The 15708-nt window shown below is 69.1% G+C and carries 16 protein-coding genes; 8 read left to right on the forward strand and 8 right to left on the reverse strand.

What is annotated here, in order from left to right:
- Nucleotides 1-29: 29 nt before the first annotated feature.
- Together FQ377_RS03270 and FQ377_RS03275 are read left to right on the forward strand one after the other, a co-directional pair.
- Nucleotides 30-650 (forward strand): hypothetical protein, encoded by a 621-nt coding sequence (locus tag FQ377_RS03270; RefSeq protein WP_148599777.1) that lies wholly within the window; start codon nucleotides 30-32, stop codon nucleotides 648-650.
- Nucleotides 651-863: 213 nt separating this feature from the next.
- Complete coding sequence (locus FQ377_RS03275; RefSeq protein WP_262364239.1) at nucleotides 864-1496, forward strand: CalY family protein; 633 nt, start codon at nucleotides 864-866, stop codon at nucleotides 1494-1496.
- 6 nt (nucleotides 1497-1502) lie between these two features.
- Here FQ377_RS03275 and FQ377_RS03280 read toward each other — a convergent pair whose 3' ends face one another.
- Nucleotides 1503-2480: an EamA family transporter gene (locus FQ377_RS03280; protein ID WP_148599778.1), complete on the reverse strand. Its 978-nt coding sequence runs from the start codon at nucleotides 2478-2480 to the stop codon at nucleotides 1503-1505.
- 105 nt (nucleotides 2481-2585) lie between these two features.
- Here FQ377_RS03280 and FQ377_RS03285 point away from each other — a divergent pair, with 105 nt between their 5' ends.
- On the forward strand, nucleotides 2586-3131 hold the full coding sequence (locus FQ377_RS03285) for a CGNR zinc finger domain-containing protein (RefSeq protein ID WP_148599779.1): 546 nt from the start codon (nucleotides 2586-2588) through the stop codon (nucleotides 3129-3131).
- 267 nt (nucleotides 3132-3398) lie between these two features.
- Here the strand turns inward: FQ377_RS03285 and FQ377_RS03290 are convergent, their stop codons facing one another.
- From FQ377_RS03290 to FQ377_RS03305, 4 genes are all read right to left on the reverse strand, one after another.
- On the reverse strand, nucleotides 3399-4985 hold the full coding sequence (locus tag FQ377_RS03290; RefSeq protein ID WP_148599780.1) for an AAA family ATPase: 1587 nt from the start codon (nucleotides 4983-4985) through the stop codon (nucleotides 3399-3401).
- Nucleotides 4986-5120: 135 nt separating this feature from the next.
- On the reverse strand, nucleotides 5121-5504 hold the full coding sequence (locus FQ377_RS03295) for a hypothetical protein (protein ID WP_316245905.1): 384 nt from the start codon (nucleotides 5502-5504) through the stop codon (nucleotides 5121-5123).
- A gap of 44 nt (nucleotides 5505-5548) precedes the next feature.
- Nucleotides 5549-6154, reverse strand: a complete 606-nt coding sequence (locus tag FQ377_RS03300) for a DUF308 domain-containing protein (RefSeq protein ID WP_148599782.1) — start codon at nucleotides 6152-6154, stop codon at nucleotides 5549-5551.
- Nucleotides 6155-6250: 96 nt separating this feature from the next.
- On the reverse strand, nucleotides 6251-7615 hold the full coding sequence (locus FQ377_RS03305) for an MATE family efflux transporter (protein ID WP_148599783.1): 1365 nt from the start codon (nucleotides 7613-7615) through the stop codon (nucleotides 6251-6253).
- 77 nt (nucleotides 7616-7692) lie between these two features.
- On the opposite strand from FQ377_RS03305, the gene FQ377_RS03310 reads away from it, so the two are divergent.
- Nucleotides 7693-8043 carry a hypothetical protein gene (locus tag FQ377_RS03310; protein ID WP_148599784.1) on the forward strand — a complete coding sequence of 117 codons (351 nt, stop codon included), beginning with the start codon at nucleotides 7693-7695 and terminating at the stop codon, nucleotides 8041-8043.
- A 102-nt stretch (nucleotides 8044-8145) separates the two neighbouring features.
- Here FQ377_RS03310 and FQ377_RS03315 read toward each other — a convergent pair whose 3' ends face one another.
- The gene (locus FQ377_RS03315; RefSeq protein ID WP_262364240.1) at nucleotides 8146-8883 is read right to left on the reverse strand and encodes a GAF and ANTAR domain-containing protein; all 738 of its coding nucleotides are present in this window, start codon (nucleotides 8881-8883) and stop codon (nucleotides 8146-8148) included.
- A gap of 157 nt (nucleotides 8884-9040) precedes the next feature.
- Entirely contained in the window at nucleotides 9041-9841 is an 801-nt protein-coding gene (locus FQ377_RS03320) for a metallophosphoesterase family protein (RefSeq protein ID WP_148599785.1), read from the reverse strand.
- A 185-nt stretch (nucleotides 9842-10026) separates the two neighbouring features.
- On the opposite strand from FQ377_RS03320, the gene FQ377_RS03325 reads away from it, so the two are divergent.
- The 4 genes from FQ377_RS03325 to FQ377_RS03340 are packed head-to-tail and all read left to right on the forward strand — an operon-like array spanning nucleotide 10027 to nucleotide 14713.
- Nucleotides 10027-11028, forward strand: coding sequence for a hypothetical protein (locus FQ377_RS03325; RefSeq protein ID WP_148599786.1), 1002 nt, complete (start codon nucleotides 10027-10029; stop codon nucleotides 11026-11028).
- The gene (locus FQ377_RS03330; RefSeq protein ID WP_262364241.1) at nucleotides 11029-12741 is read left to right on the forward strand and encodes an HlyD family secretion protein; all 1713 of its coding nucleotides are present in this window, start codon (nucleotides 11029-11031) and stop codon (nucleotides 12739-12741) included.
- Complete coding sequence (locus tag FQ377_RS03335; protein ID WP_148599787.1) at nucleotides 12738-13415, forward strand: ABC transporter ATP-binding protein; 678 nt, start codon at nucleotides 12738-12740, stop codon at nucleotides 13413-13415. Before FQ377_RS03330 ends, FQ377_RS03335 begins: the two co-directional genes overlap by 4 nt.
- Nucleotides 13412-14713 (forward strand): ABC transporter permease, encoded by a 1302-nt coding sequence (locus FQ377_RS03340; RefSeq protein WP_148599788.1) that lies wholly within the window; start codon nucleotides 13412-13414, stop codon nucleotides 14711-14713. Before FQ377_RS03335 ends, FQ377_RS03340 begins: the two co-directional genes overlap by 4 nt.
- Here the strand turns inward: FQ377_RS03340 and FQ377_RS03345 are convergent.
- Nucleotides 14708-15604, reverse strand: a complete 897-nt coding sequence (locus FQ377_RS03345; RefSeq protein ID WP_148599789.1) for a DUF4031 domain-containing protein — start codon at nucleotides 15602-15604, stop codon at nucleotides 14708-14710. The two genes, FQ377_RS03340 and FQ377_RS03345, sit on opposite strands and share 6 nt — an antisense overlap.
- Nucleotides 15605-15708: the final 104 nt, after the last annotated feature.

Consider the following 15708-nt stretch of genomic DNA (forward strand, 5'->3'; position numbering starts at 1 on the left):
GCGGCACCGGTCAACGGAAGGAACCACCGATGAGAGAAACCGCAGGCAAGCTCAATCGGGGATGGCTGGCGGTCATCGGTATCGTGGCGCTGCTCCTCGGCGTCGTCGGAATCCTGCTGGCCTCGGGTGCGGCATCCGGGATTGCTTCGGCCACGGGAACGGGCTTCGAACCCGCCGGCCCCGGCGACACCGCGCTGCCGGAGGACTTCCAGAGCATCTTCGCGCCGCCCGTGGCCGCGGTGATCGTGAGTGTCGTCGCCGTCGTGGTCGGGCTGCTGGCCCTCGCATGGCTGTTGGCGCAGCTCCCCAGACTGCACCAGGCGGGGACATTCCGCCTCAACTCCGGCGACAACGCGGACGGGATGACGTCCTGCGAGCCGGATGTCCTCACCGACGCCGTCGAGGCGGACGTGGAGCGGTTGGACGGGGTCCAGGCAGCGTCCGCGCTGCTGCGGGGCAGTGCTTCGCAACCCGATCTCACCCTCGATGTCGGCATCGACCCCCGGGCCGATGTGCGTGCCATCATCGAACAGATCCACTCCAGCGTCATCCCTGACTTCGAGACCGCCGTAGGAGCACCGCTGAGCAGGAACGCCCTGCTCATCAACGTCTCCAACCGACCGGCCAGGGACAAGACCACGGTCGTCTGAGCTCGCACTCTTCCATGAGCCCCCTGCCCCATCCGGCAGGGGGCTCACTGCGTCCTATGGCCGGCCGAGCGATCTTCGCTCTTTCTTCGGACTTCCTTTGGCGCAGGACCGGCTCCGGGCTCGGGTGGGCCTGGCACAGTGGTACTCGGCAGGACCACCACCCGTGGCCGAGATGTTCCCTGCCGACATCCGGCCTCTTCCCTGGAGTGCACCGTGGCCCGCCCCTCCCCCATCCTGCGATCCACCACCGGCAAGGTCCTCGCCTCGGTCGCGCTGCTCGGCGTCGCCGCGTCCGTCGCGGGCCTGGGCACCTACGGTTCGTTCACCTCCACCACCTCCGCCAGCGAGACCGTGAGCGCCGGCAGGGTCGCCATCCAGCTCGGCACGCCGGGAACAGCCGCGAACCGCTTCAATCTCTCCGGAAGTTCCCTGATCCCGGGCGACACGCTGCAGCGCGTGGCGACCATCTCGAATACGGGCAACCAGGCTTTCGGCAGCGTGACCCTGAGCACCACCCCGGTCGGCTCCCCGTCGAAGCTCACCACCGATGCCGTGAACGGCCTCCAGCTCACCGTCGACTCCTGCAGCGTCCCCTGGACCGAGGGAGGCATCGCCCCCGCGTACACCTACACCTGCGCCGGTACCGTCACCAGCGTCATGCCCAGCCGCGCGATCATCGGCTCCAACGCGGCCTTCTCGGGCCTGGTCTCGATGGCCCCGGGCAAGACCGACAACCTCCGCTTCACGGCTACCCTCCCGGTCGCCGCCGACAACAGCTTCCAGGGCCTCACGAGCACCGTGAACTTCGCGTTCACCGCCACGCAGCGCGCCGCCACCAGCCGCTGACGCGGATCAGGGCCGCGGGATCGGCTCCACCGGGTTGGGCTGGTCGAAAGCCTCCCCGGCAACGGCGTCGGCGGCGCTCGTGCGGAGCTCGTCCATCCGAACCCACACCACACCGACCACGATCAGCACTCCACCGAGCAGTTGGATCAGGCCCGGCAGCTCGCCGAGGACGAGCCATGCGGCGAGGACCGCGAACATGACCTCGGTCAGCGCCACGAAGCTCGCCACCTTCGAACCCAGCCGCTTCGCCGCCAGGATGCCCGTCACATAGGCAGCCACCGTGGCGACGAGCACCAGGACCGCCACCGGGACGAGCCAGCTGTAGGTGACTCCCGCCAGGGTCACATCGGCGAGGACAACACGGATGGGCATGAGGTTCGTTAGCCCGAGGAGCCCGATGGTCAGCGCAGCCACGACCATTCCCCCGCCGGCCATGACAAGTGGAGGAAGGGAGTCGTCGATCTGCGCGGACATCAGGAAGAAGACCATGAGGCAGACCGCCGCGGCGAGACCGAACAGGACCCCCACGGGATCCAGCCGGGCGTCGCCGGTCAGATCCAGGACGAGGAGCAGTCCGAAGATCGCCGTCGCGGAACCGAGGATGGTGGGGACCGTCGGCGGTTTCCGTGAGCGCACCCAGAGGAAGCCGACGATCAGCACGGGGGCGAGATACTCCAGCAGCAGGGAGACGCCGACGGACATGCGCGCCACTGCGTTGAAGTAGAACAGCTGGCACAGGGCTATGGCCGTCATGCCGTAGATCGTGATGGTCAGCGAGTGCCGGCGCAGGATCGACCAGCGGCCCCGCAGTGCAAGGAGGACCGGGACGAGGAGGACGACGGCGGCGCCCCCGATACGCACGCCGACGGCGGCGCCCGGGCTCCAGCCGATCTCGAGCAGTGCTTTGGCGAACGGCCCGGAGACGCCGAAGGTCGCCGCCGAGACGAGTGCTATCCAGAGGCCGGCGGCAGGATGCTGCGTCACGTCGGTTCCCTTCGGGTGGTGTCGAGATCGGCCGCACGGCTTTGATGTCAGCAGTGAAGCTCGTTATGGTCGTGACACTAAGGGTTGGCAATGTCAGGAGTCAAGATGTCTTTCACCTATGACACCCAGGTTGCCCTCGCCACGGCAGCCGCGCTGGTCAATACTGCACGGGACGACGTGGACGTGCTCGGCACCATGGACGGGCTCGATGCGTTCCTCGAGGAGCAGCGGTTCACCGGTTCGCGGACCCGGGCGGAGTCCGAGCTGCAGGCCGTACGCGCCCTCCGGAGAGAACTGGAGGTGCTGTGGTTCGCGGCGGAGGACGACGTCGTAGAGCGGGTGAATGCGATCCTGCGGCGGACCAGTGCACTCCCGCAGCTGGTGCGCCATGACGAGTGGGACTGGCATCTCCACGCCACCACCCCGGAGGCCCCGCTGGCCGACCGCATGGCCACGGAGGCGGCGATGGCCCTCGCGGACGTGGTCCGGGGCCATGAACTCGACCGCCTCGGTGCCTGCGCCGCACCGGATTGCGACGGCGTGGTGCTCGACCTCAGCCGGAACCGGTCCAAACGCTTCTGCGACACGGGGAACTGTGCGAATCGCACCCATGTGAAGGCGTACCGGGCGCGGAGGGCGGGTACCGCCTGATCAATCAGAGCCACGGCGGGCTTGCCTGTGCGCGGTCCGGGAACTTCGGCACCCTAGGGCTTGCACCGCCTGACCGCCCGAGCCACGGCGGGCTTACCTGTGCGCGGTCCGGGAACTTCGGCATCCCTGGGCGTGTGGCTCGGCCCGACACACCGTCGTCAGAAGCCCACGCCGTCGAAGCCCCCGAAGTGGAACGCACGCGCCCGGATCGTTGCGGCGCTCGACTCACCCGACCGGCCTCCCGACCGATCAACAGGACGATGCAGCTCAGCGTCCGACGTCGTCCTCCTCCGCCGACGGGGCTGCGACGCCCTCGACGCCGTCGCCCGTGAAGCCGTCCTCAGAGTATCCGTGGTCGGCGAAGCCCGGCTGTGCCGGGCCGTCGAACGACACGGAGAGGGAGGAGCTGTAGGCGGACCCGTGCCCACCGCCGTAACCGACTCCCGGGCCCGGCCCGAAGGGCCCCCCGGCCTCCTCGGGTATCGGACCATTGCTGCCGAGCAGGCTCCTGGTCAGTGAGGCGCTGTCCGCCATGAGCTCGCCCACGGCTGCGATCAGGTGAGCATCGGCCGTCGGAACACCCTCGAGCGCGGCTGCGAGTACAGCGCGCCGGACCAGCTCGCGCGCGAAGGACGCCGTCGTGCCGTCGGTGCGGCCTGCGGCGGTCCCGATCGCCTCGGCACCGAAGGGCAGCCCACCGGCGTAGAGGCGCAGCAGCGCGGCCCGCTCGTGCTCGGCCGGCAGCGGCACCTCGACCGCCAGATCCACGCGTCCTGGCCGCTGGGCGAGCGCACGCTCGAGCATGTCCACGCGGTTGGTGGTGAGGACGAAGGTGACGTCGGCGTCGGCGTCGAGGCCGTCCATGGCATCGAGCACCTCGAACAGGAGGGGCTGTGGGCCAAGTCCGAAGCTGCGGTCCTCGGCAATCAGGTCGCAGTCCTCGAGGACCACGATGCAGGGTTGCAGCGCACGCGCCGTCCTGGCCGCCTCCCCCACATGGGCGAGCGTGCTGCCGGAGAGGAGGATCGCCGTCGTGCCCTCACTGGCGCTGAGCAGGAAGCGGACAGTATGGGTCTTGCCCGTTCCCGGCGGACCGTAGAGGAGGATGCCGCGTTTGAGGTGCTGGCCGGCCTTCAGGAGTGCCTCGCGATGGGCGCTGATGCCGAGCGCATGCTCCCTGACCCGGCCCAGCAGACCGTCGGGGAGGATGACGTCGTCGGCCGAGAGGGTGGGTCGCTCGTGGAAGGTGATACCCGCGTCACCGGAACCGAAGTTGTCAGTGGTGAACGAGAGCACCTGTCCCTTGAGGACGCTCTCGCTGCGCATGCGCTGCCGGAACTCGGCAAGGAAGGCTTTCGTCACCGCCGGGTCCGCACACAGGACCTCGAGCGAGGCCGACATGCGGCCGTAGCGAGGTTCGGCGCTGCGCTGCAGGAGTGCCACGGGAACACCGTCGAAATCGAAGAGCCGGAGTCCGAGGGCAACGGTCTGTCGCTGCTCGGCAGGACCGACCGGCAGGTTCACGTAGTCCGGCTGCGCCAGCGGGAAGTTCGGGTAGAGGGCAGACTGCTGGAGCATGTCGCTCAGCGACGAATGGTGCCGTTGATCGCCCCCGCCGATCCCGACCAGCCGGGCGTCGGGCCCCGCAACGGCCGTCAGCACGATGTCGGCATCGACGAAGCGGTGGGCGGCGACCTCCTCGACGACGACGGCGACACCGCCCGCCGGCGTCCCGAGGTGGGCGCTGAGCGTGTCGAGGAGCTCCGTACCCTGCGCCGACGTCGGGAGCGCGTCCTGGGCCAGGCGCACCAGCGTACCGAAATCCCTCATGAAACCAGCGACGTCATCGTCCATGAGGGGAGGGTAGCAGGACGTCTGGGCTCCAGGCGGTTCCGGCGTCGTCCCCGAGGGTGTCGGTACCGCAGCCGGGGACATCACCGCCGGCTGTCCCCCGACCCACCCGACCGCCGAAAGGTGGCGGAGGCTGTCTCAGCCGTCCTGGTTCGGCAGCCGCTCTCCGTACCGGGGCGCGTCACCGGACTCCGGGTCGGCAGCCTGCGATGTTCCCTGCGGCTTGGCCTGTGCATCCGGCCGGGCGGAGGACCGGTTGACGCCGGAGCCCTGGCTGAGGTGCTCGGCGTTGGGGGTCTCCGCCATCATCAGCATGGCGCAGATGACGAGTGAGACGATGAACGCGATCCCGGCCGCGGTGAGGCCGAGGTCCACGCGCAGTACCTGGGTGCCGCCGCCGGTGGCGAAGATCGCTGTCGCCACTCCCGCGACCACGGCTAGCGCCGCCGAGAACACCAGCGGAGCCTTGATGCCGTAGCGGAACCGTCCCTGTGTGGGCTTCCCCGGCTGACGCTTGGCCACGGGCACTCCTTCCGGTGATGAATTTTCTACGAGTCGTAGAGCTTCTAGTTTACGGGGTCCGGTCCGTCCTGGGTTCCCTGGAGTGATGATGCGCTCAAGGCTGAATCGTGCCGATAGCTGAGGGCGGCGATCCCGAGCACGACGGCGGTCAGGAGCGCCCCCCCGCCACTGACGCCCAGCAGCGCCTGCGGACCCAGCTGCTCCACGAATGGCAGAATGGCGCCGGTGACGAGGCCGATGACCCCTACGAGGACCAGATCCCGTGCCGCGGGCCGGCTCCGCTCGGCGAGACCCCGGACCAGCTCGACGACGCCGGCCACCGCCAGGGCCGCGGACCCCGCGAAGGCGAACGTGCGGGCATCCACGACGACGAGGCACGCGAGCCCCGCCCCGAGGAGCAGCCCGCCGCCGACGATGACGAGCGGCGTGATGCGCGTGTTCCGGCCCAGTGTCCGATGCGTCCACAGATAACCGGCGCCCCACAGCAGGAGATACGACCCCCCCGCGATGGCCAGCACCGAGGTGGTGGGCTCACGCCAGAAGATCGTGACCAGGCCGAAGATCGCGCTCACCACGGCTCGTGCCATGAAGGGTCTCCAGACCAGGAACCCGGCCGGATCGGCGCCCGGCGCGCGTGCTGCAGTAACCATCGGTGTCTTTCTCACGTGGTGCGGTGATCTCGCCTTCTCGGCATGACCAGTTTAGGGGCGGCTCTGCTCCGGCCTCCTACCCGGGCGGTGGCCGCCTCACGACGCGCCGTGCACCACTGTCCCCCGCGTGGCGCCGGTGACCATCCAGCGATCGTCCCTGATGTGCCAGCCCAGCGTGATGGATCGGGCCAGCATGTACCCGACGCCGAACGCCACCCACAGCCACACGATGCCCTCGCTCCCCGACAGGCCCGCACGGTCCACGAGGACCAGCAGCGGCACGTAGAGGACCAGGTTCACGACGCCGGCGAGCGCCAGGTACCGCGCGTCACCCGCGCCGATCAGCACGCCGTCGAGCACGAAGACGAAGCCGCACACCGGCTGCGCTGCCGCGAGGACCCAGAGCCCGGCGGCGAATGCCGCCTGTACGGACTGATCGGTGGTGAAGATCCACCCGAGGAACGGGGCGGCCACGGCGAGCAGGGCGCCGGTGATGACCCCGAACCCAACACCCCAGGTGATCATGCGTCGCGTGAGCGCGCCCGCCAGGACCCGGTTCCCGGAGCCCAGCTCCTTGCCGATCAGCGCCTGGGCCGCGATGGCGAGGGCATCGAGCGCGAAGGCGAGGAAGGTGAAGACCGTCATCACCAGCTGGTGCGACGCAAGGCCGAGGGCCCCCTGCCCGGTGGCCACGAAGACCGTGGCCACCACCGCGACGCGCAGTGACAGAGTCCGCAGCATGAGCCAGGAGCCCACGTGGGCGGTGCTCCGGATCCCGTGTACGGACGGCCTGAGCGAGACGCCGTCCCGCCGCGAGGAACGCACGATCATGAGGAGATACACCCCGGCCATGCCCCACTGCGCGATGCTGGTCCCCAGGGCGGACCCCGCCACGGACATCCCCGCCTCGTATACCAGCACATAGTTGAGGGCGATGTTGACGCCGAACCCGGCACCCGCCACCACGAGCGGGGTCCGGGTGTCCTGCAGTCCACGGAGCATGCCGGTGGCGGCGAGGACCACCAGCATGGCGGTCAGGCCGGGCATGGACCAGCGCAGATAGTCCACCGCGAAGGCACCTACGGCACCCTCGGCTCCCAGGAGTGACACGAGGGCGGGAGCTGTGAGCCACCCGGCGCCGGAGAGCAGGAGACCGAGCACGACGGCGAGGCCCACGCCGTCCCGCCCTGCAGCGAGCGCTTCCGGCCGACGCCCGGCACCGAGCAGGCGCGCGACGGCGGGCGTGGTGGAGTAGGCGAGGAAGACCATGAGCCCGACGGCGGTCTGGAGCACCGTGGAGGCCAGTCCCACGCCCGCGAGTTCGGCGACGCCCAGGTGCCCGACGATGGCCGAGTCCGCGAGCAGGAACAGTGGCTCGGCGATGAGTGCGCCGAGGGCAGGGACGGCGAGCCGCAGGATACTGCGGCTGAGCAGGCGGTTGTCGGGCAGTCTCTCGTGCACCCGACCAGCCTAGGGTGTCGGTGACGAGGCCTAAACTGGAACAGACCATCCATTCCGCACGGGGAACCAGGGGAACCATGAAACTCGGGCTCAAGCAGTACCTGGCCGGTCTGATCCTCTTCTTCGTCAGCACGCTCTTCCTGCCCGGGGCCGTCTCCGACTACGCACGCGCCGAATCGACCGGCACCCCCGTGCCCCCCACGGCCCTGCCGTACCTGCTCATCGGACTCGCCCTCATCCTCGCCGCCGCCGCGTGCCTCGGCTGGGGGTACTGGCTCACGCGTCGCAACCGGGATCCGCGGCGCCCGCATCGCGAGGACGACCCGGACGAACCCCTGCTCCGACCGGGATACGGTCCGCCGCCGGGGCAGGAGACATGGCGCGAGCATCCGCTGCGGCGTCCCGAGCAGGGCGACCAGCGCCCCTGAGACCCCGGGCCAGGGCAGCGCACCCTGGGTCGACGACACCTGGCCTGGATGCCGTACCCTTGCGACGCCGTCCCCTGGGCGAGCACGGGCCGCCCGGCACCGCTAGTCGAAGTGCGTCCTCCCGGGGCCCTGGCCGAGCGACTGCAGGACCGATGCCGCGACGTCACGCACCTTCAGATTCCTCGCGCTCGAGGCAGCCTTGAGGATGGACATCGCCTCGTCCTGCGAACAGCGGTTCTGCCCCATGATCACACCGACAGCGAGGTCGATCGTGGTTCGGCTCTCCATCGCCGCCCGCATGTCCGCACTGGACTCGGTCAATCTCGCGATACGCACCGCGAGCCGGAGGGACACCGAGACCTCCTCGGCGAATCGCTGTGCCGCTGCGATGTCGCTCTCGCAGAATGCCTCGGCGAAGGGCGAATAGAAGTTGAGCGCCGCCATCGCCTCGCCCTCGAGCGGGATGGGGACGCCGAGGGCGGAGATGATGCCGTGACCGGCGATCGCCCGGCTGTACTCGGGGAACCGCTCCTCGACAGTGAAGTCGGGGACGTACTGCGCAGAGCCCTCACGCGCGGCGCGAAGGCACGGCCCGTCGTCGAACGCGTACTGGACCTCGTCCATCTTCTGGGCCAGAGCGCCGTTACTGGCCACCGTCGTCTTGACGCGGTCCCGCAGGAGCGTCACTCCGCAGAGGACCTCGTCGGAGCCGGTGGACATTCGGTGACCGGCCGCGATGACCAGCTTCGTCAGGAACTGCTCGACGTCCTCGCTGTCGAGCACCATGTCCTGGATCGCACCCGCGTCGACCGGACCCACTGTGTTTTCTTGATCAGACAATCCGTGAACCTTTGCATCACTTCCCGTGCGGCCGGCACGCGCCGGCGTCGGGAAAGGATTGCCGCTTGCTGCTAAACGACGAGATGAACATTACCCAATCCCGGGGTGCGCTGACGTCGTCCCCGGGAGCGGGCGACCAGGGCAGGGAGCTCCTTCCTCAGGGGGACTCCTTCGCGGGGTCGGTCGTGCCGGACGCGGAGGCGCCGAGCAGCCCGAGGTCCTCGTGACGCCCGCGGTAGACCGCGGTACGCAACTCGATCGCGTAGGCCTCGAGTGCCGGCATCCCGACCGAGGCGGCGACGGCGATCTCCGCCTCGATGTCGTAGGGCACCCGCACGAACTGGATCCCGAAGGCAGCCCCACGATCATCCCGCGGGTCGCCCTCGAGGATCACGTAGCTCGCCTGCGGTTCGTCGAGGGGATTCCCCACACTGCCCACGTTCACGAGGGTGCGGCTGCGCACCGTCGAGACGAAGGCATCGTGGATGTCTCCGTAGCACACCACGTCCGGCGCCGGTCCGGCGCCGGTCAGCCCGGTCGGCGCGAACATGCCCTCGAAGTCCTCGTCGGTGTGCCGGGCGTGCACGCGGTGGTACACGCTCCTGGCCGAGGCGTGGAACAGGCGCACGCGCCTGCCGCCCAGGCGGAGATCATGACAGAGCGGGAGGGTCCCCAGCCACCGGCGGTCCTCCGGGGTCAGCTCGTCGTGCCACCACCATCCGGCCTCGTCCCTCCACTCGGGGGTGTCCGTGGGGAGGAAGTCGTCCCAGTTGCCGCGGACGGTGACGGCGCAGTGGAGGCGGCTGAGCCGCACGCACTCCGATCCGCGGGGCCCCTTTCCCGCGACGTCGCCGAGATTGTAGACGGTGGTGATCCCGCGTCGACGAAGATCGGCCAGCACGGCCTCGAATGCCGTGACATTCCCGTGGAGATCCGAGATCACCGCGCAGCGTTCCATGCGCACACAGTACAGCGGCACCAGCACGCAGGGTCGCCGGCGTGGAATCCCGCACCGCCCTCGAGGGATCACAACGCGGAAACCCGATCGTTATGAAGCGACCGAGAATATACCGCGGAAGTATGACGCGGAATCGGGTTCCCACGAGCTAGCATTCTCTAATCCGACCTCGAGGAAGAGGAAACATGCGTCTTTCCCACCCCCGTATTTCCCACCGCCCTTCGGCGCTGATCACAGCGGTGATGTGCGCATCGCTCCTCCTCGCCGGCTGCGGCTCGTCGACGGAGCAGGACACCGCGGACACAGCCGAGGAATCACCGCTCGGGGAGTATTTCGCCGCCGCCTACGGTGGTGACGCCAGTCCGGAGGAGCAACAGAAACAATATGCGGAGGACGAGCGCGAACGGGAGGACCTGGTTGCGCAGTGCATGAAGGACGAGGGCTTCGAATACACACCGAATCTCCAGGATGCCTCGTTCATGATGTCCGACGACACGGAATGGGATCCCGAGTCCCGCGAATGGGTGGCCCAGTACGGGTACGGAATGATCAACTACCCGGGCCGCGAAGAAATGGAATCGGGGAACCAGGACGAATACGTCGACAATAATGCCGACTATGTCGAGAGCCTGTCCGGATCCGAGCAGGAAGCCTTCTACGAGGCGTTGCACGGTCCCGTTCCCGACGAGGAGGACATGCCCGTCGAGGGCGAGTCGATGGAGTACGACTGGGAGGCCGCGGGGTGTTACGGCTGGGCAGAGCACGAGCGCAGCGGTGAGGACCCCATGATGTCCGATGAGCACAAGGCGCTGATGGACGACATGAACACGCTGTGGGAAAGCACGATGGACGCCCCGGAACTCGCCGAACTCGATGCCGCCTGGGCCTCCTGCATGGCCGATGCCGGCCGCCCCGGCTTCGCTACCCAGGCAGACGCGCAGAACAGCATCAACGAGGAGATGAACGAGCTGTACGGGGAGGGCACCGGCGACGGACCGGACGAAGCGAAGATGGCCGAGGCGGGAGAGAAGGAGATCGAGCTCGCGCTCGCAGATCTGGACTGCCGTGAGAAGACGGATTACCGGGCCGCCGCCCTGCAGGTGAACAACGAGCAGGAGCAGCAGTTCGTCGATGACCACAAGGCACAGCTCGAAGCGTTCAAGGCAGATCTCGAGCAGGGGCGCTGAGTGCGGCGCTTCCGACGTGATCAGCCGGACAGTCGCTCGGACGATTCCGACGAACGCACGGAGGACATCGGGCTGGAGAAGCTCGCGGCTCTGCAGGAGTCCACGGATCCGGAACAGCCGACCTGGAGCCCCGGCGGCTCCGCCCCGAACGTGATGCTCGCCGACGAAGCCGATGCGGTTGACGGGACGACCGGCGAGGAGCAGCCCCGCAGGCGCGCACCGTTCCTGGCGGGAGGAACGGCCGTCCTGCAGCGCAATCGCACTCTGTGGATCGTCGCCCTCGCGGCAGCCCTGAGCCTCGTGGCCGGCTTGCTGCTCGGCCGGTTCATCATTTCCCCCGCCGATGCGGCCGCGAGCGCCGAACCGCCGGCGCTAGGGCTGGTCACCGTGCCCGTGGAGTACGGGCCGCTCAGCAACGACGTGACGATCCGCGGCGAGATCGCCTACTCCGACCCGGTCGAGGTGCGGATCGATGCCTCGGGCAGCGCCGGGCCGTCGGTGGTCACCGGTCAGGTGCCCGAGGAGGGGACCGAGCTCGAGGCCCTGTCCATCGCCCTGGAGGTCGCCGGGCGCCCCGTGATCGTCCTGCCGGGACAGCTACCCGCGTATCGGACGCTCCAGGTGGGCGTGTCGGGTCCGGATGTGGTGCAGTTCAAGACCGCGATGCGGACGATGGGTCTCGATGCCGGAGACCCCGCCGACAATGTCTTCGGCGCGGATGCGGCACGGGCCGTCGGTACCCTGTACAGCCAGGCCGGCTACTCGGCACCTGAGGGCGAGGAGGGCAGCGTGGACATGGTGCTCGCCGCGGAGGAGTCGGTCCGCTCAGCGGAGCAGACGCTCCTGACGGCCCAGGGCGATCTGGCAGCGACGCCTGTCGGCGCAACGCCCGTGGAGCTCCGCGAGGCCGACAACGCGATCGCGAGTGCGCGCCGGGAACTGGATGCGGCGCAGCAGGAGAGCCCGCCGGATCCAATCCGCATTGCAGACCTCGTCGATGCGCTGGATCTCGCCGCGCTCAGGCGGCAGGAGGTCGGGGCGGATCGGACCGATGCACCCCAGCGTGCCGCCGTCGAGGCAGCGCTCCAGCAGCTCACCGGGACCCAGGAGGACCTGGCCCGTGCGCAGGAGGCGGCGCTTCCCTCCCTGCCTCCCGGCGAGGTCCTGTTCCTGACCGAGCTCCCGCGCCGCGTGGATGCCGTCACCGCGACGCGGGGATCCATTCTGGAAGGACCGGCCATGACGGTGTCGGGGGCCTCACTCGGAATGACGGGATCAGCCGCCGAGGCCGACGCACGCCTCCTGAAGGTCGATGCCGCGGCTACGTTCGAGCTGCCCGACGGCTCGCCGCACAAGGCGAAGATCACCTCGGTGGCCCCGGGCGACGGCGACTCCCAGCGCTGGGACGTCGAGCTCGTCCCGGATCCACTGACCCCCGAGCAGATCCTGGAACTGCAGGGCTCCAACGTCCGGGTCGCGATCGCGGTCGGCGCCACGGACGGCGATGTCCTGTCCGTGCCCTATGCCGCGCTGACGGCAGGACCCGGCGGACAGACGCGGGTCGAGGTCTCCGAGGGTGATCCCAGGGACGGGGACGAGAGCCCCACACGGCTCGTCACGGTCCGGAGCGGGCTCGCCACCTCGGGTGCCGTAGAGGTCACGCCGGTCGAGGGGAAGCTCTCCGAGGGAGACCTCGTGGTGGTGGGCCGGTGAGTCAGGCCCTGGTCGAGCTGCGCGATGTCACGCGGTCCTTCCCCGGACCGCCGGAGGTGCAGGCCCTCAAGGGGATCAATCTGTCAGTGAACCCCGGGGAATATGTCTCGATCGTGGGGCCCAGCGGTTCCGGCAAGTCGACCATGCTGAACATCCTGGGCCTGCTCGACCGACCGAGCGTGGGAGAGTACCGGTTCGACGGCCACCTCACCGGCGGCCTCGACGAGGACACCCGCGCAGCCGTGCGGGCACAGCGCATCGGCTTCGTCTTCCAGGCCTTCCACCTCATGCCGCGCCGGTCGGTGCTCGAGAATGTCATGATGCCCATGCTCTACAGCGGTACCCCCCGGACGGAACGCGAGGATCGGGCCAGGGAGGCGCTCCACCGGGTAGGTCTGGGGCATCGGATCGACTTCCTTCCCGGGCTGCTCTCCGGCGGGGAGCGACAGCGCGTCGCCGTGGCGCGCGCCGTCGTCACCCGACCGAAACTGCTGCTGGCCGACGAACCCACCGGAAATCTCGACGGGGCCACGACGGCCGGCGTCATGGCCCTGTTCGAGGAACTCGTCACGGATGGCCTCGCCCTGATCATCATCACCCACGACCAAGCCGTCGCACGGCGCGCTCCCCAGTGCGTGCGCATCGATGACGGACGGGCGAGCACCGACGGATGACACGCTCTGCGCGCACCCCCGTGGAGCCGGTCGACGACGCCGAGGTGGTACCCGTCACCGACCTCCTCGATCCTGTTCCGGCAGCCGACCGCTACAGCTTCGTCGATCTGCTCATCGAGGCGACGTCGGACCTGGGCACCAGACCGGCCCGGCTCCTCATGACACTCGCGGGCACCATTCTCGGCATCGGCGCCCTCGTCGCCACGATCGGCTTCGCCCAGACCACCGCCGGCCAACTCGCCCGACAGTTCGACGCCTTCGCAGCGACCCAGCTGATCGCCTCGCCGGCAACGGCGCAGACCGCCGGTGGTGACAGCGTGGCGACGACACGGCTCCCATGGGACGCCGTAGAACGGATCGAGCGACTCGCCGGCGTCGAACAGGCCGCAATGATCAGCGACGTCGATCTCGGCAGCGGCACCCTCACCGCTGTTCCGGTGAACGATCCCTCGGCACCGGCCAGCGCTCCTCCACGGCTTTTCGCTTCCTCCGCCGGTCTCGTGGACACCCTCGAAGGCCGGATCGTCCATGGGCGACTGTTCGACGACGGCCACGATCTGCGCCGCGACCGTGTAGCCGTCCTGGGCAGCCGGCTCGCGGAGCGTCTCGGCATCACCCGCGTCGATTCGCAGCCCTCCATCTTCATCGACGGACTGCCCTATGCGGTCCTCGGAGTCTTCGACGGGGTGCAGCAGCGGGCCGAGCTCCTCGACGGCGTCATCATCCCCACGGGCGCCGCCCGGGACGACTTCGGCCTCGGCGCGCCCGGCGAGGTCCAGGCCCGGATCGCTGTCGGCGCAGGCCCTCCGCTGGCGGACCAGAGTGCGCTCGCGCTCGCACCCGATGCCCCGGAGACCATCGACGTCGCGGCGCCACAGGGGCGCTCGGACCTCGCCGCCGATGTCCAGGCGGATGTCAACCTGATCTTCGTGGTCCTGTCCGTCATCGTGCTGCTCGCTGGCGGAGTCGGGATCGCCAACGTCACCATGCTCTCGGTCATGGAACGCACTGGCGAGATCGGGTTGCGCCGGGCCATCGGAGCAACCCGCCGCCAGATCGCCTCCCAGTTCATCGCCGAATCCGTGGTCATCGGCATCCTCGGTGGCCTCCTCGGGGCGACGGCAGGCGTTTTCGCGGTGCTCGTCATAGCCGTCTCGCAGGGATGGACGCCGGTCATCACCCCGTGGGTCGCGGGATCCGGCGTGCTGCTGGGAGCGGTCGTCGGTCTGCTCGCGGGAGGACTTCCCGCACGCAGGGCAGCCGGTGTGGAACCGGTCACCGCCCTCCGGGGTTCATGAAGCCGGAGCCGCGCCGAGGGACCGGAGCTCAGCCATCAGGTTCAGGCGAGCCGCTCCCGTCCAGCGGTCCCGGGCACGCCGCGTTCGGAAGAGGGGGTCGAGCGCGAGGAGCTGCTCCAGCACCCTTGATCGGCCCTGCCTGAATGCCTCATCGGGAATATGGGCGTACTCCAGCCTCACCGCCGTGCGATACCGCTCGTACTCCTGGTCCGACCCCCCGAGGACGGCGAGATCCGCGTCGCAGAGGAGCTCGCCTGCGCGATCGCCCGGCACCGGGTCGTGTGCACGTGTGAGGAGGATCAGGCGCTCGATCTCCTCCACTGCGGCCTCCGGGAGATGCGGCCGAAGCCGACCGCGGGCAAGGGCTGCCGATGCCTGCTCGTCCGCCCCGGCCACTCCCTGATAGACGGCGTCGTGGAACCATGCCGCGAGGAGAATACTCTGGCGGTGTGCAGTGTCGGAGGTATCCAGGAGCTGATCGAGAGCCTCGAGGACCGCCAGCAGGTGTGACGGAGTGTGGTATTTCCGCTGAGCCTCCGCCCACCGGTCCATGAGTTCCTGCCCGAGGCTGGGGTCGGTCGGCAGGAGAGCGCTCCAGCGCGAGGAGAGGGCAGCGCGGAGCTTCGCCGGCCGTCGTCGGGCCGGGACCCGGAGCCCGCTCGCGATGAGCGCCCGGACCAGACCGGCCCCGCTGACCGGTTGGGCACCACGATCGACGAGATCGCTGTACCGGCGTGCAGGTACGTCGTAGTGGTCCTCGTCGAACGCACGGAGCGGGATGCCTGCGGCTGCTGCGAACCCGTGGAGCTCCTGGAGGGAGGACGTGGAGACGAGATGCGAGAACACCGTTCCGTGCGCAGGCCAGGACGGCGGATCGATGAGGACAGCCATGCTGAGCAGTGTAGGGTTCCGCGGCTCGGACCCTGTACAAAGTCGTCGGAGGGTGGCATCCTCCGAAGTGATCCACATCACCCGTGCGGTCCGGTGGCCGCTCC

Source organism: Arthrobacter echini (genome assembly GCF_008107445.1).
GTDB lineage: Bacteria > Actinomycetota > Actinomycetes > Actinomycetales > Micrococcaceae > Arthrobacter_D > Arthrobacter_D echini_A.